The following is an 18,333-nucleotide window of genomic DNA, read 5'->3' as shown; positions in this document are numbered from 1 at the left end:
CCGGCAGGAAAGCCTCGTCTCAGAGGCCGTTGTCCTTCAGGATCTGGGCGGCATTTTCCTTGGTGATCTTCTGCGTCGGCAGGGTGATGGTCTTTTCCACCTTCTCCCCGTTCAGGAACTTGATCGCCTGCCGCAGCCCTTCGGCGCCCGGCGTCACATAAGTGAACGTCGCCGTCAGCTCGCCATTGGCGACCAGCTGCACGCCTTCATTGGGCAGGCCGTCGATGCCGATGAACTTGATGTCCTTCTCACGTCCGACGTCCTTGGCGGCAAGATAGGCGCCATAGGCCATCGGATCATTGTGGCCGTAGACAAGATCGATTTTCTCGTTGTTGCGCAACGCCGTCGCCATGATGTTGTAGGCCTGGTCCTGCTTCCAGTCGCCCGACTGCTGGTCGAGCAGGTATTTTATGCCCGGCTCCTTGTCGGTGAATTCATGGAAGCCGTCATGGCGGTCGTGTGCCGGCTGGGTGCCCATGCCGCCCCAGATCTCGACGACGTTGCCGGCGGCCTTGCCCTTGCCGCCAAGCAGCTCGACGGCATATTCACCGGCAGCCCGGCCGATCAGCTTGTTGTCGCCGCCGACGAACTGCGTGTAGTCGTTGGTTTCGACGTTGCGGTCGAGCACGAAGACCGGGATCTTGGCATCGATCGCCTGCTGCACGACACCGGTCAGGCCGGCGGATTCTTTCGGTGATACCAAGAGCGCATCGACCTCCTGACGGATAAGGTTTTCGACATCGGCGACCTGCTTCTCGGTCTTGTCCTCGCCGTCGGTGATGATCAGCTCGACTTCCGGATGCTTGGCCGCTTCGGCCAGGATGTCCTTGTTGAACTGGGCGCGCCAGGGTTCGATGGTCGTCACCTGCGAGAAGCCGATCTTCCACTTCTTGTCCTGCGCATGGGCGCCGCCGGCAAGCATGGCGGTCGTGGTCAGGAGTGCCGCTGTCAGCCCGGCGAGCTTCAACAATTCACGTCGTTTCATTTCTTGTTTCCTCCAATATTCAGAGACGCGGTCTCTTGCGACGGCCGCTTTGCCGCGGCCGTTTCCTTGTGCGCTTGCCCACCGGGCAGTCGCAGATAGAAGAGAAGATCACCGGCACTGCGCTCCTGTACGAGCACGGTACCGATGATGATCATCCCCTTCAGCACCAGCTGAAGGTTCGAATTGATGTTGTGCAGCTGCAGGATGTTGGAGAGCAGCCCGAAGATCAGCACGCCGCAGAACGTCCCGGTGAGGCTGCCGCGTCCGCCCATCAGGCTGGTGCCGCCGATGACCACGGCGGCAATCGCGTCGAGCTCCAGCCCGGCGCCGGCGTCCGGCTTGCCTTGCCGGTACTGCGCGACATAGAGCACCGCCGCGATGCCGGCCAGCAGCCCTGACACGGCATAGGTGGCGATCTTCACGCGGCCGGCGGCGATGCCCGACAGCCGCGCCGCCTCCTCATTGCCGCCGATCGCATAGACATAGCGGCCGAACGGGGTGAAGCGCAGCACGGCGCCGTAGATAAGGATGGCGCCGAGGAAGAACAGGCCCGGCATCGGGATCACGCCGAATACCAGCGAGCGCAGCATTTCGAAATCGGCGGTGGCATTCGAGCCGGTGTAGACCGGCAGCACCGCATTGTTCTGGCCGGCTGTCAGCCGGGCGATGCCGAGCGCAGTGACCATCATCGCCAGCGTCACGATGAAGGGCTGCAGCCGCCCGGCGACGATGATGAAGCCGTTGAGCGCGCCGAACAGCAGGCCGACGCAAGGCGCCACGAGCAGCACGCCGAGCACGCCGAATTTTGAGCCCACCTGCGGCAGCAGGAACCACAGCACCAGACTGCACAGGATCACCCCGACAATGCCGGGTGTCACCAGCCCGCGAACGCTGTCCAACCTGATGTCGTGCGTGGCCTGCGCGCCGGCGCGGGATTTTTCGATGTTCAGCAGGATGAAACGAGTGACGAGAATGCCGAGGCAAAGGGCTGCCAGGGCAACTGTCGGCACCCCCAGCACCACCGCCGGCGTCACGCCGGGGACCGTCAGCAGCATGGCACAGACGACCGTGCAGATAGCCATCAGCGAGCCGACGGAAAGGTCGATACCGCCGGTGATGATCACCGCAGTCATGCCGGTGGCAATCAGCCCGGTGGTCGACACCTGGCGCAGCACATCGAGCAGGTTGCCATAGGACAGGAAGATGTTGTTGCCCTTGGAGCTGATCGGCGAGCCGAGCACGCCGATCAGGAAGATGGCGATCAGGCCCCAGTAGAGCTTCGTCCGGGACAGGATATGCAAAATGCTCATGCGGCAGGCCTCGTCATCGTCCGTCGCGGCGCCGCAAGCCGCATGATGGCCTCCTCGCTGGCTTGCGCGCGGGACAGGATTCCCGTCTGGCGGCCGTCGGCCATGACCAGGATACGGTCGGAAAGATGCAGCAGCTCCGGCAATTCCGAGCTGATGACGGCGATCGCCAGCCCGTCTCGCGCCAGCTTGAAGATGAGATCGTAGATTTCCCGCTTGGCACCGACATCGATGCCGCGTGTCGGCTCGTCGAGCAGCAGCACCCGCGGCCTCGTCGCCAGCCATTTGCCGATGACGACCTTCTGCTGGTTGCCGCCGGACAGCGTGCCGGCCGGCTGCTCGACGGTCTCGCAGCGAATGCCGAGCGCCTTGACGGCGTCCCGTGCCAGCCCTTGCTCACCGGCCAGCGAGCGCACGCCGAACCGCGCCAGCGCGCCGACCAGCGGCAGCGCGACATTGTCGGTGATCGAGGCCTCGAGATGCAGGCCTTGCGTCTTGCGGTCTTCCGTGACCAGGGCGATGCCGAGCCGGCGCGCATCGCGCGGCGAACGGATTTCTACTGCCTCGCCATCGAGCCTGATCTCACCGCCGGCACGTCCGCCGCTGGACCCGAAGATGGTTTCCAGGATTTCGGTACGGCCCGAGCCCAGCAGCCCGCCGATACCGAGGATTTCTCCTGCGGCAAGATCGAAGCTGACGCCATCGAGCACGGTGCGCCAACCATGGCGATTGGGCTTCGACAGCGACAGCTCGCTTACGGACAGGACCGTGTTGCCACCGGGGATGCGGTGCTCCTGGGAGGAAGCAAGCAGGTTTCGCCCGACCATCGCCGAAATTATGGCGTCTTCGTCGAGCTTGTCCATCGCCCGCGTCAGCACGTGGCGTCCATCGCGAAACACGGTGACGCGGCTGGCCAGATGCATGACCTCGTCGATGCGGTGCGAAATGTAGACGATCGCCACGCCGCTGTCGGCGAGCTGGCGGATGATGCGGAACAGCCGCTGGCATTCGGCCGGCGAAAGCGCCGAGGTCGGCTCGTCCATGATCAGAATGCGCGCCGACATCGACAGCGCCTTGGCGATCTCGACCAGCTGCTGTTCGCCGACGCGCAAGGCACCGACGCGCGCATCTGGGTCGAGCTCGATGCCGAGCCTTTGCAAGAGCGCGCCGGCAGCGCGGCTGCTCGCCTTGCGGTCGACGATCAGCCCGGCGATCAGCTTCTCGCGGCCGAGAAAGATATTGTCGGCGACGCTAAGTTCGGGAACGAGGTTCAGCTCCTGGTGGATGATGGCGATGCCGGCGCGCTCGGCTTCGCGGACGCCGGCAAAGCGCACCGGATAGCCATCGATACTGACCGTTCCGTTATAGTCCGTATAGACGCCGGACAGGATCTTCATCAGTGTCGACTTGCCGGCGCCGTTCTCGCCCATCAGCGCATGGACCTCGCCGCGCCGCAGTTCGAAGCCGACATCGACAAGCGCGGCGATACCGCCGAAGGACTTGGAGATGTGCTCGGCGCTCAGTACGATAGCCGAGCCGTCCGCCATAACGCCTTGCGCAGGGATGGAATTGCCGTGCTGCATGACAAGGACGGCCTCCCTCCGTCGTCACCGAACACCTCAAACGCTAATCTAAACGTTTCGATCATGTCAAGGCAATATCTGGAGCCTGAGATTGTTCCATTTCAATTCTTGCGCAAAATCATAAGATTCCGTACGTATTGCTACCGTGGAGTGGTGAAACGTTTCGAAAATGACAGCGTCAGGACGAAAAAAGCAGCGCAAATTCACTGCTCCGACTATGCTTCATGTGGCCGAGGCCGCGCGTGTTTCCGTGGCCACCGTATCGGCGCTGATCAACGGCACCGCGACCGTCAGCCCCGAGCTCAGCCAGCGCATCGAACAGGCGATCCGCGACATCGGCTACAAGCGCAACGCCATTGCCCGCAGCCTGAAGATGGGCACCACACGCACCATCGGGCTCACCGTCCCACACATCACCAATCCGTTCTTTACCGACGTGGTTTCGGTGATCCAGCAGGCTTTCGACAGGGCCGGCTACGCCGTCATGCTGTGCTGCACCGACGAGCACCTGAACACGCAGGACGACCAGATCAGGCTGCTGCTCGACCGCATGGTCGACGGACTGATCGTCGCGCGTGTCGGCGACGGCGCCATCCTCAAACGGATTGTCGACGACGCCAACGTGCCGGTCGTGCTGCTCGACCGTGTTTGCCAGGGTGTCGACACCGATACCGTCGTTCTCGACAATCAGCGCGCGGTGTTCGACGCCATCACCTATCTGATCGATCTCGGCCATCGGCGCATCGGCTACATCTCCGGCTCGTTCGATATCTCGCCGATGCATGACCGCATGGCGGGATACCGCGAGGCCCTCCAGGCCGCCGGCCTGCCGGCCGAGGCCGAACTCGTCCGCTTCGGCAACTTCCATGAAGTCGACGGCTACAATGCCACCATGCAGCTGCTTTCGCTGCACGACCGGCCGAGCGCCATCTTTTCGGCCAACAACCCGATGGTGATCGGCACCATGAAGGCCATTCGCGATATCGGCCTGTCCTGTCCGGAGGATATTTCGGTCGCCTGCTTCGACGACTTTCCGTGGTCGGATGTGTTCCGGCCGCAATTGACCACGGTCGCACAGCCGGTGCAGGCGATTGGCGAACAGGCGGCCAATCTGCTGCTCGACCGGCTCGCCGGAAACAGGGATGCGCCGCCGCGCAAGCTGACGCTCAAGGGACGCCTGATGATCCGCAATTCATGCCGTCCGCTAGGTGCGACTGCGCAGAGCGTCAGCGCGTAGCGCTTGGGCTCTGTTCAGAAACTTTGCAATGCCGGACGGACAGCGCTCCCTCTGTCCTGCCGACCCCGGGCCTTCGCAGCCACTACGGGCGTTCGTCGTTCGAAAACCGAGCAATTGAAGGACGCGGCGCCGATCGAGCCAAGTGGCCAACAATCAGCCAGCCGACAGTCAGGAAAATCTTGGCAATCGAAGCATGTCGGATTAGGAATATGACGAGATGCGGCTGATCGTTCACACGGGCGCCGGCTTGAGTCATGCGCGTGAAATCGATCCTAATTGGGCTGGGACTTGCTGGGATGGTCGCATTCTCCGGCTGCACCACCGGCGGAGCATTACAGACCTTTCCCCAGGCCTATGGCGGCCTCACCGACGCCGGTTTCCGCATTCCGCCGGTTCCGATCTACAAGGTCGACCCAAAGTTCCGTCGGCAGACAGTGCCTTATGCAACTGACGAGGAGCCTGGCACCATCATTGTCGATACAGGAGCGAAGTTTCTCTACTACGTGCTGGGAGACGGTCAGGCACTGCGCTACGGCATCGGCGTCGGCAAGGCGGGCTTCGAGTGGCATGGCACTGCTCACGTTGCGAGGAAGCGCGAATGGCCGGATTGGAGCGCGCCGTCCGCGATGATCGTGCGCGAGCAGAAGCGAGGCCGCATCATACCGGCGCATATGGAGGGCGGACTCGTGAACCCGCTCGGTGCGCGGGCGCTTTATCTTTTCAACGAGAAGGGTGACACTGGATATCGCCTGCACGGTAGCCCCGAATGGTGGTCCATCGGCAAAGCCGTGTCTGCGGGCTGCATTCGCCTCATGAACCAGGACATCATCGATCTCTATGACCGCTCCACAATCGGCACCAAGGTGATCGTTATTTAGTGGACGCCGCGTTTCCCGCTAACGGACGAGCATGACGGATCGAAAACCTCCGCGTAAAACGCGCGAAATGTTCGCTATGTCTTCGCACACCTGTTCGCGATGTTCCCTGCCTAAGGCCGGCCTTGCCCGCAACAGTGGCAAGTGGCGAACCAACTCTCAGGCAGCTTCCGACAGCGATTTGTGAGCGTCGGCCAGGATCTCGAACGAGCGCACCCGCGCCGCATGGTCGAAAATCTGCGCTGTGACCATCAGCTCGTCGGCCCCTGTGCGGCGCACAAACGCCTCGATGCCTTGCCTGACCGTTTCCGGGGAGCCGACGGCGGCGCAGGAAAGCGCCTGGCCGAGCATGGTCTTGGCCATTGGATCGAGGTCCCGCTCATATCCTTCGACCGGCGGCGGCAATCGGCCGGGCCGGCCGGTGCGCAGATTGACGAAGGCCTGCTGCAGCGAGGTGAACAACAGCCGCGCCTCGGCATCGGAAGGAGCGGCGAAGACGTTGAGGCCGAGCATCACATAAGGCTTGTCGAGCTGCTCCGAAGGCTGGAAACGCGAGCGGTAGATCTCCAGAGCATGGTCGAGCTCGGCCGGCGCAAAATGCGAAGCGAAGGCGTAGGGCAGGCCGAGCATGGCGGCAAGCTGCGCGCCGTAGAGGCTGGAACCGAGAATCCAGATCGGCACCTTTTCGCCTTCGCCGGGCACCGCGCGGATGCGTTGGCCGTCTTCGGCCGGCTGCAAGTAACCCATCAGCTCGACGACGTCCTGCGGGAAATTGTCGGCGCCAGCGTCGAGGTTACGGCGCAGCGCCCGTGCCGTGGCCATGTCGGTGCCGGGCGCCCGGCCGAGGCCGAGATCGATGCGGCCAGGATGCAGAGCGTTAAGCGTACCGAACTGCTCGGCGATGACCAGCGGCGAATGATTGGGCAGCATGATGCCGCCGGCGCCGACGCGTATCGTATTGGTGCCGCCGGCCACGTGGGCAATGACCACCGAGGTGGCGGCGCTGGCAATGCCCGGCATATTGTGGTGCTCTGCCAGCCAATAGCGCCGGTAACCCAGCCGCTCGGCATGACGGGCGAGATCGAGCGAATTGGCGAGTGACTGTGAAGCGTTGCTGCCTTCGACGATCGGCGACAGGTCGAGAACGGAAAGAACGGTCATCGGCGCGGGTTTCCTGTGGGTCGAAGGGATGTAGGAAGCCGTTGCCGAGGCGGCAAATTCAAAATGTTGATGGAGCGCTGAGGGCACAACGGACGTGCGACCGATGCAAGGTCGTGATCTGCACCATCGGGGGGGACGCTTTTTGATCCTTTAAGCCGCTACTTTTTCACCTCGGGAATCTCTTCGTCCTCGATCGCTGCCGTGTGTTGCGCCGCCAGGAAATTGCCGACATGGCTGAGGCCGTCGAAATGATCGCAGAACACCTTGATGACGACCAGCAGCGGCACCGCCAGCAGCGCGCCGACAAAACCCCATAGCCACGACCAGAAGGCGATGGCGATGAGGATCGCCACTGCGTTGATCTCGAGACGGCGGCCGACCACCGTCGGCGTCACGAACTGGCCTTCGACGACATCGCACATAAGGACGAAGGCCGGCGCCAGCAGCGCATAGGAAATCGTGTCGAAGCTGATCAGCGCGATGATCGTGACCAGCGTGATGGTGGTCAGCGCCCCGATATAGGGCAGGAAATTGAGCAAAGCCGCTGCCGCGCCCCAGACCTGCGCGTTGGGCACGCCGAGCGCCCAAAGGCCGAGCCCGATGACCACGCCGAGACATGTATTGATGACCGTGACGGTAAGCAGATAATGCGAGATTTCACGTTCGACGTCGTAGACGACGCGCAGCGCCCGCTTCTTTTCGCTGAGACTGGGGAAGGACTGGACGATCTTTTCATAGAACATCGTGCCCGAGGCGAGCAGGAACAGCGACAGGACGAAGACGATGGTAACGCTGGCGCCGGCCGACAGCACATTGCCGGCGGCCTGCGAGAGAATACCGGATGGCGCCGTCGCCACCCTCTGAACGCCCGGCTCCTGGGATGTCTGTGTCAGGCCCTCGATCTGGCGCGAAATCTCAACGATCCGTTCGAACGGACGGCGCAGTTGTGCCAGACGTTCGGTAAGCTGCTGGCCGATCGTCGAGGTGTTGTTGATGAGGTCGATGACCGGGCCGCTGAGCAGATATCCCGCGACGGCGACGAGGCAGAACGAAAGCAGCACCAACAGTGTCGCTGAAATGACATCGGGCATGCCATGCTTGCGCAGGAAGCGAACGATCGGCGTCAGCGTCAGCGCCAGCAGGAAAGCCAGAATGACCGGCATGAAGAAGGCGCGGGCGAAGTAAAGCGCGTAGATCGCCATGAGGATGAAGATGCCGACGAGCAGCGAACGCATCAGATGCGCATCCGCCCGCGCCTCGACGCGCGGATCCGGGCTTTCGGCAGCGCTTGCGCCCGAAGCGTCGGGTTCGGCTTTCATTCTGACCCTCGGCGGCACACCGCGATTGGTGCAGACCGTTGGCGAAAACGCCTCTGTCGCTTCAAGGTTCCGTTAGCCGGCGTCACCGGCAAGGCCGCCTCGCGGCCTTGCCAATGAATCAGGTGACTGGGAATCAGGCAACCGGCGCCGCCACGGCGGGAACGGCCTTCGCAGTTTCCCGGCGCACGATCGGCGCCACTTTGGTGCCGTAGAGTTCGATGGCCTTCATCACCTTGGCGTGCGGCATGGTGCCGATCGCCATTTGCAGCAGGAAGCGGTCGTTGCCGAATATCCTGTGCTGGGCAATGATCTTCTCGGCCACCTGTTCTGGATTGCCGACGAACAGCGCGCCGTTTGGGCCGCGCGATTGGTCGAAATGCGCCCGCGATGTCGGCCCCCAGCCGCGCTCGCGGCCGATGCGGTTCATCACCTCGGCCTGCGGCCCGTAAAAATCGTCGGCTGCCTGGTCCGTGGTGTCGGCAATGAAGCCGTGCACGTTGAGACTGGTGGCAAGGCTTGTCGGATCGTTGCCGGCGCGCCTGGCTGCATCCCTGTAGATGTCGAACAACGGTGCGAACCGCGCCGGCTCGCCACCGATGATCGCCAGTGCCAGCGGCAACCCGAGCACGCCCGCGCGGGCGACGGATTGCGGTGTTCCACCGACGGCGATCCAGATCGGCAATTTGTCCTGCAAGGGCCGCGGATAGACGCCGCGGTCGTTGATCGGCGCGCGCAGACTGCCCGACCAGGTCACCTTGACATGATCGCGGATGGCGAGCAGCAGGTCGAGCTTTTCGGCGAAGAGCTCGTCATAATCTTCGAGATTGTAGCCGAACAGCGGAAAGGACTCGATGAACGAGCCGCGCCCGGCCATGATCTCGGCACGGCCGCCGGACAGAAGATCGAGGGTGGCAAACTGCTGGAAGACGCGCACCGGATCGTCGGACGACAGCACGGTGACAGCGCTGGTCAGCCTTATGCGCTTGGTCCGTTCGGCCGCCGCCGCCAGCGCCACCACCGGAGCCGAGGCAGCATAGTCGGGACGGTGGTGCTCGCCGAGACCAAAGACGTCCAGCCCGACCTGGTCGGCGAGCTCGATCTCCTCGATCAGGTTGCGCAACCGCTCATGCGCACCGATCGCACCGGGACCTGGTTCCGGGCTGACGTCGGCGAAGGTGTAGAGACCGAGTTGCATAGTGTGTCATCTCAGCGTTTTGTCTTGGCGCTACACGTAGCGATCAGTCCGCCGCCCCGCCAGATGCCTGGATGGTGAACAGTGCGGGTGCTTTCAGCCGAATTCAATCGAAATGGCGTCTCCCGGCTGCAACAGATCAGAATTTCATGGCTGGCATACCGTTTTGGCGCTTGAACTCTCGGTTTTCGCGCGTATGTAAGCCTCGCAAATTGACTTCAGGGAAGTGGACTTGGCTATCTATAGGGAAAAAGACGTTTTCGAGCGGCGCAATGCCGCAAACGAGGCAAAGAAGGCGCTTCTGGAGCGCTTCAAGGCAAAGCCGGCGCCAGATGATCCAGCGGTGCTGGCACGACAGGCCGAGCGCAAGGCGATCCTCGAGGCCCGCGCGATACGCGAGGCCGAAAAGGCCAGGCTGAAGCAGGAAAAGCTGGCGCGCGAAGCGGCCGAAAAGGCCGAGCGCGAGGCAGCTGCCGAAGCGGCACGCATCGCCGCGGAAGAAGCCGCACAGGCCGAAGCGAAGATCCGGGAAGCTGAAGAGAACGAGCGGATCGCCCGTTTTCTTGCCGACGAGGCCGAACGCAAGGCTAAGCGTGACGCACGCTATGCGGCGCGCAAGCAGCGCACCGGCAGGACGCCGCCCGGCTTCTCCGCGCGATAGCGCCTTCCGGCACTGATCAGCCGAATTCAAGAATCAGGGCCGCCTTGCAGCGGCCCCGAACGCGCTCGTCCGTCAGAATCGGCTAAGCCGCGAGCTTCAGTCCCATGATGCCGCAGACGATTAGCGCGATGCAGGCCAGCCTGATCGCCGTCGCTGGCTCGCCGAGCAGCCATATCCCAACAGCGCCGTGCCGACGGTGCCGATGCCGGTCCACACCGCGTAAGCGGTGCCGACCGGCAACGCCTTCAGCGCCAGGCCGAGCAAGGTCAGGCTGACGATCATCGAGGCTACCGTCAGGACGGTCGGCAGCGGCTTCGAGAATCCGTCGGTGTATTTGAGGCCGATCGCCCAGCCGATCTCGAACAGTCCGGCGAACAACAGGAAAATCCACGACATCGGAACGCTCCGTTTCGATGGCTTCCGGCCGATTTCTTGAAAAGCGCAAAAATTGCCTTCGCCGCATCCATAGGGGATGCGCGTGAGCTTAATGAACAATCATACCGGCCGCGTTTGCGGCCGGTCGAAATAAGCCGAAACGGTAGCTGCGGCCCTACTTGTCCTTCAGCTTCATCGCCTTCACCGGCGGTGCCTTCAGGGCCGGCGCCGGAGCGGGTTTCTTCGCGTCCTTCTTCGGCTTGCGGGCTTCCTTGCCTGCCTTCATCGCACCCTTAGCCATGATTCGTTCCTCCAGTTGATGTCTGGCGAAGTGAAACAAGAGAAAACGCTCGACTGCAAGAGGCCGCTGCCGTGCAGTCGCCCTGGCCGATGGCTGTCAACCGGTTTCTAATTCCCTCGTAAACCGCAGCGGTCCGTGCCATGGTCTTCTTCGCACTGCAGCATCAGCCCTTGCGTTTCGCCGGCTGATGATCAGGCAGGCCGGTCAGGACGACAATGCGGATCCACATCGGTTGCCAGATGAGCTTCGACTTCCCGCAGGAAACACCGCTGATCGCGATGCTAAACGTCCATTATTCGCGCGCATCCGATCTTGAGCGGCCGGACTTCCTGACGTCGAACCCGCCGGTGCCGATCGAAAGCTACCGCGACAGTTTCGGCAATTGGTGCAACCGTTTCGTTGCGCCGGCCGGGCGCTTTGCGTTCGGCACCGACGCGGTGATCCGCGACCCCGGCTCCTTCGAGACGCGCGAGCTGACGGCGTGGCAGCACGAGGTGCGCGATCTGCCATCGGAGACGCTGCTGTTCCTGCTGCCCAGCCGTTATTGCGAGAGCGACGTGCTGTCGAATGAAGCGTGGCGGCTGTTCGGCAGCACCCCGCTCGGCATTCCGCGCGTCCAGGCGGTCTGCGACTTCGTCCATAACCACATCGTCTTCAACTATTTCAATGCACGGCCGACGCGCACCGCCGCCGAGGCCTATCGCGAGCAGAGTGGTGTATGCCGCGACTTTGCTCACCTCGCTGTTGCCTTCTGCCGCGCCCTGAACATTCCGACCCGCTACTGCACCGGCTATATCAGTGATATCGGCCTGCCAAAGCCGTGGTCGGACATGGATTTCGCCGCTTGGATGGAGGTCTATCTCGGCGGCCGCTGGCACGCGTTCGACCCGCGCAATAACGCGCCGCGCATCGGGCGCATCCTGATCGCCTCCGGGCGCGATGCCGCCGATGTGCCGCTGACCCACATTTTCGGGCCGGGCGCGCTGGCTGGCTTCAAGGTCTGGACGGACGAGGTCGTCGAATAGCCCGTCGCGCTGCGCTTTTGAACAACTGACCTTGTGAACAACTGGGCACTTCGGGCGTTGTGAGAGCTGTGGAGCGTGGGCGGGCGCTCCGCCAATCTCGGTGCATCAACCAAGGCAGTACACCATGGCGGCGCATGGCGGGTCGAAAAAAGTGATCTATGCGGCGCTCGCCGGAAATCTTGCGATCGCACTGACCAAATTTGCCGCTGCCTTGTTCACGGGCAGCTCGGCAATGCTCTCGGAAGGCGTCCACTCGCTCGTCGATACCGGCAATGGCAGCCTGCTGCTTTACGGCATGCACCGTGCCGCCCGGCCGGCCGACCGCACGCATCCGCTCGGCCATGGCCGCGAGCTGTACTTCTGGAGCTTCATCGTTGCGCTCCTCGTCTTTGCACTGGGTGCCGGCATATCGTTCTACGAAGGCGTGACGCACATCATGGCGCCGGAGCCGATTGCCAACGCCAAGGTGAACTACGCTGTCCTTGGCCTTTCCTTCCTCTTCGAAGGCACCTCTTGGCTGGTGGCGCTGAAGGAGTTCCGCCACCAAAAAGGCAGCCACGGCTGGCTCGAGGCGGTGCAGCTCAGCAAGGATCCGAGTGTCTACACCGTACTCTTCGAGGACAGCGCGGCACTTCTCGGCCTCGTTGTCGCCTTCGCCGGCATATTGGCGGCGGAATTGCTGGACATGCCGAAGCTCGACGGCGCCGCGTCGATCGGCATCGCGCTCATCCTGGGCGGGACCGCGATCTTCCTGGCGCGCGAAAGCAAGAGCCTGCTGCTCGGCGAGCCGGCCTCGCCCGAGGTGCAAACAGAGGTGCTGGCCATCGTCCAGCAGGACCCGGCGGTGCAACGGGCAAATGGCGTGCTGACGCTGCATATGGGTCCGCAGGAGATCGTCGCCGCTTTGAGCATCGAGTTCGAGGATCATTTGTCGGCGCCGGAGATAGAGACCTGTGTCGAGCGCCTCGAGACGCGGCTGAAGGCGGAGATGCCGGAGGTGACGCGGCTCTTCGTCAAGCCGCAGACCACCGGCACCTGGGAACGCCGGAGCAAGACCTTGGCGGCGTCCGGAGGGGAACCGGCCTGAGGAAAATGGCTGCGCCATCGGGCAGTCCCGGTTATGATTGCGGGCAAAAGCTCCAGGAGGAACGAAGATGAAAATCGACGGCGCGTGTCATTGTGGCGCTATCACTTACGAGGCCGAAGTCGATCCGGAAAAGACCACCATTTGTCACTGCATCGATTGTCAGAAGCTAACCGGAACGGCCTTTCGCGTCACCGTGCCGGCGTCCGAGGACAATTACAGGATCACCAAGGGCACGCCGAAGATCTACATCAAGACCGGTTCGAGCGGCGCCAAGCGCGCCCAGGCATTTTGCGGTGAGTGCGGCTCGCATCTCTACGCCACGTCGGCGGGCGAGGGACCGAAGGTTTACGGTATCAGGGTCGGCACGGCACGGCAGCGCGAGCAACTGGTGCCGAGAAAGCAGATCTGGCACCGCTCGGCGCTGCATTGGCTGCCGGAATTCGAAGGCACAACCATCATCGAGGAGCAGTAGCGCCAGACCCGGGCGAAGCCTCCGGTTCCGGCGTAGCTCTCAATCGTCGCCTTCGACGACCCTTAGCCTCAACTGCCCGGTTTTCGAATCGGCGACGCGCGGGCTGATTTCCGCTTTTGCTCCGCTGCCATTCCAACCAGCGGTGTCCTCCGCCGGCTGCACGCCAAACTCCAGCGCCTCGATCTTTTGTCCGCGCCTGGTCACCTTCGATGTCGAGACAAGGATGTCCTCGATATCCTTGGCCGATTGACCGAAATGCGTCTGCAATTTGCGCACCCGCTCGTCGAGCCGGGAGACGTCTTCCATCAGCCGGATAACCTCGCCCTGGATCAGGTGTGCCTGCTCGCGCATGCGGGCATCCTTGAGGATCGCCTGGATGACCTGGATCGACAGCATCAAAAGCGATGGCGAGACGATGACGATCCGCGATCGATGCGCCTTCTGGACAACGGCCTCGAAATTCTCGTGGATTTCGGCGAACACCGATTCTGAGGGCACGAACATGAAGGCGGTGTCCTGCGTCTCGCCCTGGATCAGGTATTTTTCGGAAATATCCCGGACATGCACCTCGATGTCGCGGCGGAAAGCCTGTGCAGCGGACTTCTGCAGGTCGGCGCCTTCGGCGGCACGGATGGCATTCCACGCCTCGAGCGGAAACTTTGCGTCGATGGCAAGCGACGGTGCGCCGTTCGGCATCTTCACCAGGCAGTCGGGCCGGCTGCCATTCGACAAGGTCGCCTGGAATTCATAGGCGCCGTGCGGCAATCCGTCGGCGACGATGGCTTCCATGCGCGACTGGCCGAAGGCGCCGCGCGTCTGCTTGTTGGAAAGGATCGCCTGCAATTGCACGACCTGGCCGGCCAGCGACTGGATGTTGCCTTGCGCGATATCGATGACCGCCAGCCGTTCCTGCAGCTTGGCGAGGCTCTCATGCGTCGATCTCGTCTGCTCGGTCATGGTCTGGCCCAGGCGGCCGGTCATGGCATCGAGACGCTGGCCGATCGACTGTGTCAGTTCCGCCTGGCGCGCCCCGAACACTTCGGCGATGGCGCCCATGCGGCCCTGCATTTCCGCCTGGCTTGCCAAGATACCAGCCATCCGCACCTCGGCGTCGCGGGCGTGGTCGGCGGCTTCGGCGGCCGCCACTGCACGCGCCTTGGCCGATCGCCAGAGCGCAACGACGAGCGCCACGAACAGGCCGAGGAACAGCATTGCGCCGAAACCCAGGGCTTGGCCGAGCGTGATCGTGGTGGCGCCGAGGCGGGCGACAGGTTCGGACAGGATGGTGGCCAGATCGTTCATGTCGACAGCATAGATGATTCGGTCTGCCGGCACAGATCAAAACGTGAACGACCCGAAGGCGCCCCGGTTGACGCTTTTCCTGCGAGGTCTTAGGTGAGACGCCATGTCGATCAAGCCGCTTATCATCCTCCCCGATCCCGTCCTGCGCCAGGTTTCAAAACCGGTCGAGCGTGTCGACGGCGATCTGCGCAAACTGGCCGGCGACATGCTGGACACCATGTATGACGCGCCCGGTATCGGCCTCGCGGCGATCCAGGTTGGCGAACCCTTGCGCATGCTGGTGATCGACCTGGCCAAGGAGGACGAGACGCCGGCACCGCACGTCTTCATCAATCCCGAAATCCTCGAAAGCTCCGACCAGCGTTCGGTCTACGAGGAAGGCTGCCTGTCGATCCCGGATTACTATGCCGAGGTCGAGCGTCCGGCGGCGGTGCGGGTGAAGTTTCTCGACCGCGACGGCAAGCTGCAGGAGATCGAGGCCGAGGGGCTGATGGCGACCTGCCTGCAGCATGAAATCGACCACCTCAACGGCGTGCTGTTCATCGATCACATCTCCAAGCTGAAGCGCGACATGGTGGTCAAGAAATTCAAGAAGCTCGCCAGGGACAAGGCGCCGGGCAAGATGGTGGGGTAGGCGTCGACGAAATGCCCCTGCGTGTCATCTTCATGGGTACGCCTGAATTCTCCGTGCCGACGCTGCGGGCGATTGCCGGGGCCGGGCACGGGTTGACGGCCGTCTACACGCAGCCGCCGCGCGCCGGCGGCCGGCGCGGGCTCGAACTGACGCCGTCGCCGGTGCAGCGCGAGGCGGAGCGGTTTGGCATCGAGGTGCGGTCGCCGGTGTCGCTGAAGAGCGAGGCGGAGCAGGAGGCGTTCCGCGCCTTGCGCGCCGACGTCGCCGTGGTCGTCGCCTACGGATTGCTTCTACCCAAACCCATTCTCGAGGCGCCGCGGCTCGGTTGCCTCAACGGTCACGCATCGCTGTTGCCGCGCTGGCGCGGCGCTGCCCCTATCCAGCGCGCCATCATGGCCGGCGATACCGAAACGGGCATTATGGTGATGCGGATGGAGGAAGGCCTCGACACCGGGCCGGTGGCAATGGTTGAAAAATGTCCCATTGGACCCGACATGACGGCCGGCGATCTGCACGACCGGCTGATGGTCCTCGGTGCTGCGCTGATCGTGCAAGCGCTCGAACGGCTGGAGCGGAATACGCTGACATTTACCACACAGGCGGAGGTGGGGGTGACCTACGCCAAGAAAATCGATAAATCGGAGACTCGCATAGACTGGCTGCGACCTGCCGGCGACGTGCACAACCAGATTCGCGGCCTGTCGCCCTTTCCCGGTGCATGGTGCGAGGCCGAAATCGGCGGCCGCGTGGAACGGCTGAAACTGCTTCGCTCGACGCTCTCGCAAGGCGCCGGCGAACCGGGAGGAATTCTCGATGACCGTCTGACGGTCGCCTGCGGGTCAGGCGCGATCAGGCTGGTCGAAGTTCAACGTGCGGGCGCAAGGCCCATTGCCGCGCAGGAGTTTCTGCGCGGGGCCAAGCTCGAAAAAGGAATGAAATTGTCATGAGCATGATGTCCATACGCGCGGCGACGCCGCGGGACCGCGAGGCGATCCGCCTTGTCGAAGAACACGCGTTCGGCCAGCAGACGGAGGCCGGATTGGTCGACGCGCTGGTCACCGGCGGTGATGCCGTCGTCGAACTGGTGGCGGACGAAGACGGGCAAGTGGTCGGCCATATCCTGTTTTCACGGCTCTTCGTGCAGAATGGCGGCAAGAGTTTCCCGGCGGTGGCGCTGGCGCCTCTAGCGGTCGAGCCGTCGTTCCACGGCACCGGCATCGGCGGTGCCCTGGTACGCGAGGCTCATATCCGCCTGAAAGCTGCCGGCGAGACGCTCGCCGTGGTGCTCGGCGATCCGGCCTATTATGGGCGTTTCGGCTACAGCCGTGCCCGTGCCGCGAAATTCGACAGCGACTATCAGGGCGAAGCCCTGCAGGCGCTTGCCTGGGGCGAGGCGGCGGAGACCGGCAGGCTGGTCTACGCCTCGGCCTTCGGCTCAGCCCTTGCCGCCTGATTTCGCCTCGATCCGGGAATGCCGCGTTTTCGCCTCGACATCGAATATGACGGCAGTCTCTTCGCCGGCTGGCAGCGCCAGGCCAACCAGCCATCGGTGCAGCAGGCGATCGAGCAGGCGATCGAGAAGTTCTGTGGTCAGCAGGTTTCGCTGCGCGCCGCCGGCCGCACCGATGCCGGCGTCCATGCGACCGCTCAGGTGGCGCATGTCGATCTGATCAAGGCATGGCCCGGCGACAAGGTGCGCGACGCAGTCAACGCGCATCTGCAAGCGGCCAAGGTGCGCATCGCCATCCTGAAGGCCGCCGTCGTGCCGGATGGCTTCGATGCGCGTTTCTCGGCGATCGGCCGCCATTACCTCTACCGCATCGTCAATCGCCGCGCGCCGGCGGCGCTCGACAAGGGCAAGATCTGGTGGGTACCGAAGCAGCTCGATGCCGGTGCCATGCACGAGGCGGCAAAGGTGCTGCTTGGCCGGCATGATTTCACCACCTTCCGCTCGACCCAGTGCCAAGCCACCAGCCCCGTCCGCACGCTCGACCGGCTGGATGTCAGCCGGGCGGGCGATTTCATTGAGGTCCGCGCTTCGGCGCGGTCATTCCTGCACAACCAGGTGCGCTCGATGGTCGGCTCGCTCAAACGTGTCGGCGAAGGCGGCTGGACTGTTGCCGACCTCAAGGCGGCGCTTGAGGCGCGCGACCGTGCCGCCTGCGGTCAGGTGGCGCCGCCCGACGGGCTGTTTCTCGTCGGCGTCGATTATCCGACGCCTGGCTGATCCGGAACGCTGATCCCGAGCAGCGCCTGCAGGCCGAACAGGACGATCAGCGACGCCACGAACATGCCGGCAAAAACGGCGCTGCCGGCGGCCGCACCCCTGCCGATCGCAACGTTGGTCATCCGCCAGGTCAAGACCATCGACAGCGCGAACAACAGCAGCGACACGAGTCCGGAGACTTCGTTGGCCGACGTCAGGAAAAGCCGGATCAACGCCGATGGCAGCATCATCCAGGCGATGATCGCCGAGGCCCAATTGCTGGCCACGACATAATGGACGAAACGGCCGCCGACGCCGACCCGCGGCGCCACCAGGGCGAGGCCTATGAGCGGCAGCACCCAGGCGCCGATATCGACGGTGGCCAGGCGGATCAACATGCTGAAACGGCCGACGAATGCGTTGGGATCGCCGATCTCGTTGGCAATACCGACCCAGCCGACGATCAGTGCCGGCGCCGCGACGACGATGGCAAAAAAGGAGTTCCAGAAACCGTCCGCCGAAAGGTCGAGCAGGCGAAATCCGTCGGCCTTGCCGAGCATCAGCCGCCAGGCACCGGCAAGCGAAGCGTAGGTTTCATCCGCTGAAAGCAT

19 protein-coding genes and 1 pseudogene are annotated in these 18,333 nt (G+C 63.4%); 10 read left to right on the top strand and 10 right to left on the bottom strand.

The genetic code is table 11. From position 1 onward, the window contains the following. Positions 1-19: 19 nt before the first annotated feature. The 3 genes from NKI58_RS04775 to NKI58_RS04765 are packed head-to-tail and all read right to left on the bottom strand — an operon-like array spanning position 20 to position 3,875. On the bottom strand, positions 20-985 hold the full coding sequence (locus NKI58_RS04775; RefSeq protein ID WP_254815861.1) for a substrate-binding domain-containing protein: 966 nt from the start codon (positions 983-985) through the stop codon (positions 20-22). Further along, positions 982-2,295 carry an ABC transporter permease gene (locus NKI58_RS04770; RefSeq protein ID WP_023676963.1) on the bottom strand — a complete coding sequence of 438 codons (1,314 nt, stop codon included), beginning with the start codon at positions 2,293-2,295 and terminating at the stop codon, positions 982-984. The genes NKI58_RS04775 and NKI58_RS04770 overlap by 4 nt, the downstream gene beginning before the upstream one ends. Next, positions 2,292-3,875 (bottom strand): sugar ABC transporter ATP-binding protein, encoded by a 1,584-nt coding sequence (locus tag NKI58_RS04765; RefSeq protein WP_352578155.1) that lies wholly within the window; start codon positions 3,873-3,875, stop codon positions 2,292-2,294. The genes NKI58_RS04770 and NKI58_RS04765 overlap by 4 nt, the downstream gene beginning before the upstream one ends. Positions 3,876-4,092: 217 nt before the next feature. Between NKI58_RS04765 and NKI58_RS04760 the strand changes: the two genes are divergently transcribed. Both NKI58_RS04760 and NKI58_RS04755 read left to right on the top strand, forming a co-directional pair. Continuing rightward, positions 4,093-5,112 (top strand): LacI family DNA-binding transcriptional regulator, encoded by a 1,020-nt coding sequence (locus NKI58_RS04760; protein ID WP_352782958.1) that lies wholly within the window; start codon positions 4,093-4,095, stop codon positions 5,110-5,112. Positions 5,113-5,366: 254 nt separating this feature from the next. Continuing rightward, the gene (locus tag NKI58_RS04755) at positions 5,367-5,990 is read left to right on the top strand and encodes a L,D-transpeptidase (protein ID WP_352568534.1); all 624 of its coding nucleotides are present in this window, start codon (positions 5,367-5,369) and stop codon (positions 5,988-5,990) included. A 156-nt stretch (positions 5,991-6,146) separates the two neighbouring features. On the opposite strand, the gene NKI58_RS04750 is transcribed toward NKI58_RS04755, so the two are convergent. The 3 genes from NKI58_RS04750 to NKI58_RS04740 all read right to left on the bottom strand — a co-directional run bounded on the left by NKI58_RS04750 (position 6,147) and on the right by NKI58_RS04740 (position 9,662). Continuing rightward, on the bottom strand, positions 6,147-7,148 hold the full coding sequence (locus NKI58_RS04750) for an LLM class flavin-dependent oxidoreductase (RefSeq protein WP_352568533.1): 1,002 nt from the start codon (positions 7,146-7,148) through the stop codon (positions 6,147-6,149). Between the two features lie 158 nt (positions 7,149-7,306). Beyond that, positions 7,307-8,467, bottom strand: a complete 1,161-nt coding sequence (locus NKI58_RS04745) for an AI-2E family transporter (protein ID WP_023676958.1) — start codon at positions 8,465-8,467, stop codon at positions 7,307-7,309. A gap of 133 nt (positions 8,468-8,600) precedes the next feature. Beyond that, entirely contained in the window at positions 8,601-9,662 is a 1,062-nt protein-coding gene (locus NKI58_RS04740; protein WP_352782956.1) for an LLM class flavin-dependent oxidoreductase, read from the bottom strand. A 229-nt stretch (positions 9,663-9,891) separates the two neighbouring features. On the opposite strand from NKI58_RS04740, the gene NKI58_RS04735 reads away from it, so the two are divergent. Continuing rightward, complete coding sequence (locus NKI58_RS04735) at positions 9,892-10,320, top strand: DUF6481 family protein (RefSeq protein ID WP_023676956.1); 429 nt, start codon at positions 9,892-9,894, stop codon at positions 10,318-10,320. An 82-nt stretch (positions 10,321-10,402) separates the two neighbouring features. Here NKI58_RS04735 and sugE read toward each other — a convergent pair. Both sugE and NKI58_RS04725 read right to left on the bottom strand, forming a co-directional pair. After that, a pseudogene (gene sugE, locus NKI58_RS04730) lies at positions 10,403-10,716 on the bottom strand (quaternary ammonium compound efflux SMR transporter SugE). Positions 10,717-10,870: 154 nt separating this feature from the next. Beyond that, on the bottom strand, positions 10,871-10,996 hold the full coding sequence (locus NKI58_RS04725; RefSeq protein WP_013528464.1) for a hypothetical protein: 126 nt from the start codon (positions 10,994-10,996) through the stop codon (positions 10,871-10,873). A gap of 215 nt (positions 10,997-11,211) precedes the next feature. Between NKI58_RS04725 and NKI58_RS04720 the strand changes: the two genes are divergently transcribed. The 3 genes from NKI58_RS04720 (at position 11,212) to NKI58_RS04710 (ending at position 13,580) form a co-directional block, all read left to right on the top strand. Next, positions 11,212-12,021: a transglutaminase-like domain-containing protein gene (locus tag NKI58_RS04720; RefSeq protein WP_352501143.1), complete on the top strand. Its 810-nt coding sequence runs from the start codon at positions 11,212-11,214 to the stop codon at positions 12,019-12,021. Positions 12,022-12,145: 124 nt separating this feature from the next. Then, positions 12,146-13,108 (top strand): cation diffusion facilitator family transporter, encoded by a 963-nt coding sequence (locus tag NKI58_RS04715; RefSeq protein WP_023676953.1) that lies wholly within the window; start codon positions 12,146-12,148, stop codon positions 13,106-13,108. A gap of 67 nt (positions 13,109-13,175) precedes the next feature. Further along, positions 13,176-13,580 (top strand): GFA family protein, encoded by a 405-nt coding sequence (locus NKI58_RS04710; RefSeq protein WP_023676952.1) that lies wholly within the window; start codon positions 13,176-13,178, stop codon positions 13,578-13,580. Between the two features lie 39 nt (positions 13,581-13,619). On the opposite strand, the gene NKI58_RS04705 is transcribed toward NKI58_RS04710, so the two are convergent. After that, positions 13,620-14,882 (bottom strand): DNA recombination protein RmuC, encoded by a 1,263-nt coding sequence (locus NKI58_RS04705; RefSeq protein WP_352783735.1) that lies wholly within the window; start codon positions 14,880-14,882, stop codon positions 13,620-13,622. 103 nt (positions 14,883-14,985) lie between these two features. Here NKI58_RS04705 and def point away from each other — a divergent pair, with 103 nt between their 5' ends. Genes def through truA form a run of 4 tightly spaced genes read left to right on the top strand, consistent with a single transcriptional unit; the run spans position 14,986 to position 17,743 of the window. Next, positions 14,986-15,516, top strand: a complete 531-nt coding sequence (def, locus tag NKI58_RS04700) for a peptide deformylase (protein ID WP_023676950.1) — start codon at positions 14,986-14,988, stop codon at positions 15,514-15,516. Between the two features lie 17 nt (positions 15,517-15,533). Further along, a complete protein-coding gene (fmt, locus tag NKI58_RS04695; RefSeq protein WP_352783022.1) occupies positions 15,534-16,463 on the top strand; it encodes a methionyl-tRNA formyltransferase in 930 nt (309 codons plus the stop codon). Then, the gene (locus tag NKI58_RS04690; protein WP_352782954.1) at positions 16,460-16,969 is read left to right on the top strand and encodes a GNAT family N-acetyltransferase; all 510 of its coding nucleotides are present in this window, start codon (positions 16,460-16,462) and stop codon (positions 16,967-16,969) included. The genes fmt and NKI58_RS04690 overlap by 4 nt, the downstream gene beginning before the upstream one ends. A gap of 18 nt (positions 16,970-16,987) precedes the next feature. Continuing rightward, on the top strand, positions 16,988-17,743 hold the full coding sequence (truA, locus tag NKI58_RS04685) for a tRNA pseudouridine(38-40) synthase TruA (RefSeq protein WP_352568526.1): 756 nt from the start codon (positions 16,988-16,990) through the stop codon (positions 17,741-17,743). Here the strand turns inward: truA and NKI58_RS04680 are convergent. After that, positions 17,725-18,333: a hypothetical protein gene (locus NKI58_RS04680; RefSeq protein WP_023677470.1), complete on the bottom strand. Its 609-nt coding sequence runs from the start codon at positions 18,331-18,333 to the stop codon at positions 17,725-17,727. The genes truA and NKI58_RS04680 overlap by 19 nt on opposite strands.

Origin of the sequence: Mesorhizobium sp. M0522 (genome assembly GCF_040321085.1) — a bacterium.
In the GTDB taxonomy this organism is placed as follows: Bacteria; Pseudomonadota; Alphaproteobacteria; order Rhizobiales; family Rhizobiaceae; genus Mesorhizobium.
The sequence above is the reverse complement of the archived record's forward strand: the minus strand, read 5'-3'. Positions and strand labels throughout refer to the sequence as shown.

What these genes read in the sequence shown, in the direction of transcription:
- def (WP_023676950.1), top strand. Translation starts at nt 14,986, where the DNA reads ATGTCGATCAAGCCGCTTATCATCCTCCCCGATCCCGTCCTGCGCCAG.
- NKI58_RS04765 (WP_352578155.1), bottom strand. Translation starts at nt 3,875, where the DNA reads ATGCAGCACGGCAATTCCATCCCTGCGCAAGGCGTTATGGCGGACGGC.
- truA (WP_352568526.1), top strand. Translation starts at nt 16,988, where the DNA reads ATGCCGCGTTTTCGCCTCGACATCGAATATGACGGCAGTCTCTTCGCC.
- NKI58_RS04745 (WP_023676958.1), bottom strand. Translation starts at nt 8,467, where the DNA reads ATGAAAGCCGAACCCGACGCTTCGGGCGCAAGCGCTGCCGAAAGCCCG.
- NKI58_RS04680 (WP_023677470.1), bottom strand. Translation starts at nt 18,333, where the DNA reads ATGCTTTCAGCGGATGAAACCTACGCTTCGCTTGCCGGTGCCTGGCGG.
- NKI58_RS04750 (WP_352568533.1), bottom strand. Translation starts at nt 7,148, where the DNA reads ATGACCGTTCTTTCCGTTCTCGACCTGTCGCCGATCGTCGAAGGCAGC.
- NKI58_RS04705 (WP_352783735.1), bottom strand. Translation starts at nt 14,882, where the DNA reads ATGAACGATCTGGCCACCATCCTGTCCGAACCTGTCGCCCGCCTCGGC.
- NKI58_RS04715 (WP_023676953.1), top strand. Translation starts at nt 12,146, where the DNA reads ATGGCGGCGCATGGCGGGTCGAAAAAAGTGATCTATGCGGCGCTCGCC.
- NKI58_RS04775 (WP_254815861.1), bottom strand. Translation starts at nt 985, where the DNA reads ATGAAACGACGTGAATTGTTGAAGCTCGCCGGGCTGACAGCGGCACTC.
- NKI58_RS04720 (WP_352501143.1), top strand. Translation starts at nt 11,212, where the DNA reads ATGCGGATCCACATCGGTTGCCAGATGAGCTTCGACTTCCCGCAGGAA.
- NKI58_RS04760 (WP_352782958.1), top strand. Translation starts at nt 4,093, where the DNA reads ATGCTTCATGTGGCCGAGGCCGCGCGTGTTTCCGTGGCCACCGTATCG.
- NKI58_RS04740 (WP_352782956.1), bottom strand. Translation starts at nt 9,662, where the DNA reads ATGCAACTCGGTCTCTACACCTTCGCCGACGTCAGCCCGGAACCAGGT.
- NKI58_RS04690 (WP_352782954.1), top strand. Translation starts at nt 16,460, where the DNA reads ATGAGCATGATGTCCATACGCGCGGCGACGCCGCGGGACCGCGAGGCG.
- NKI58_RS04725 (WP_013528464.1), bottom strand. Translation starts at nt 10,996, where the DNA reads ATGGCTAAGGGTGCGATGAAGGCAGGCAAGGAAGCCCGCAAGCCGAAG.
- NKI58_RS04755 (WP_352568534.1), top strand. Translation starts at nt 5,367, where the DNA reads ATGCGCGTGAAATCGATCCTAATTGGGCTGGGACTTGCTGGGATGGTC.
- NKI58_RS04710 (WP_023676952.1), top strand. Translation starts at nt 13,176, where the DNA reads ATGAAAATCGACGGCGCGTGTCATTGTGGCGCTATCACTTACGAGGCC.
- NKI58_RS04770 (WP_023676963.1), bottom strand. Translation starts at nt 2,295, where the DNA reads ATGAGCATTTTGCATATCCTGTCCCGGACGAAGCTCTACTGGGGCCTG.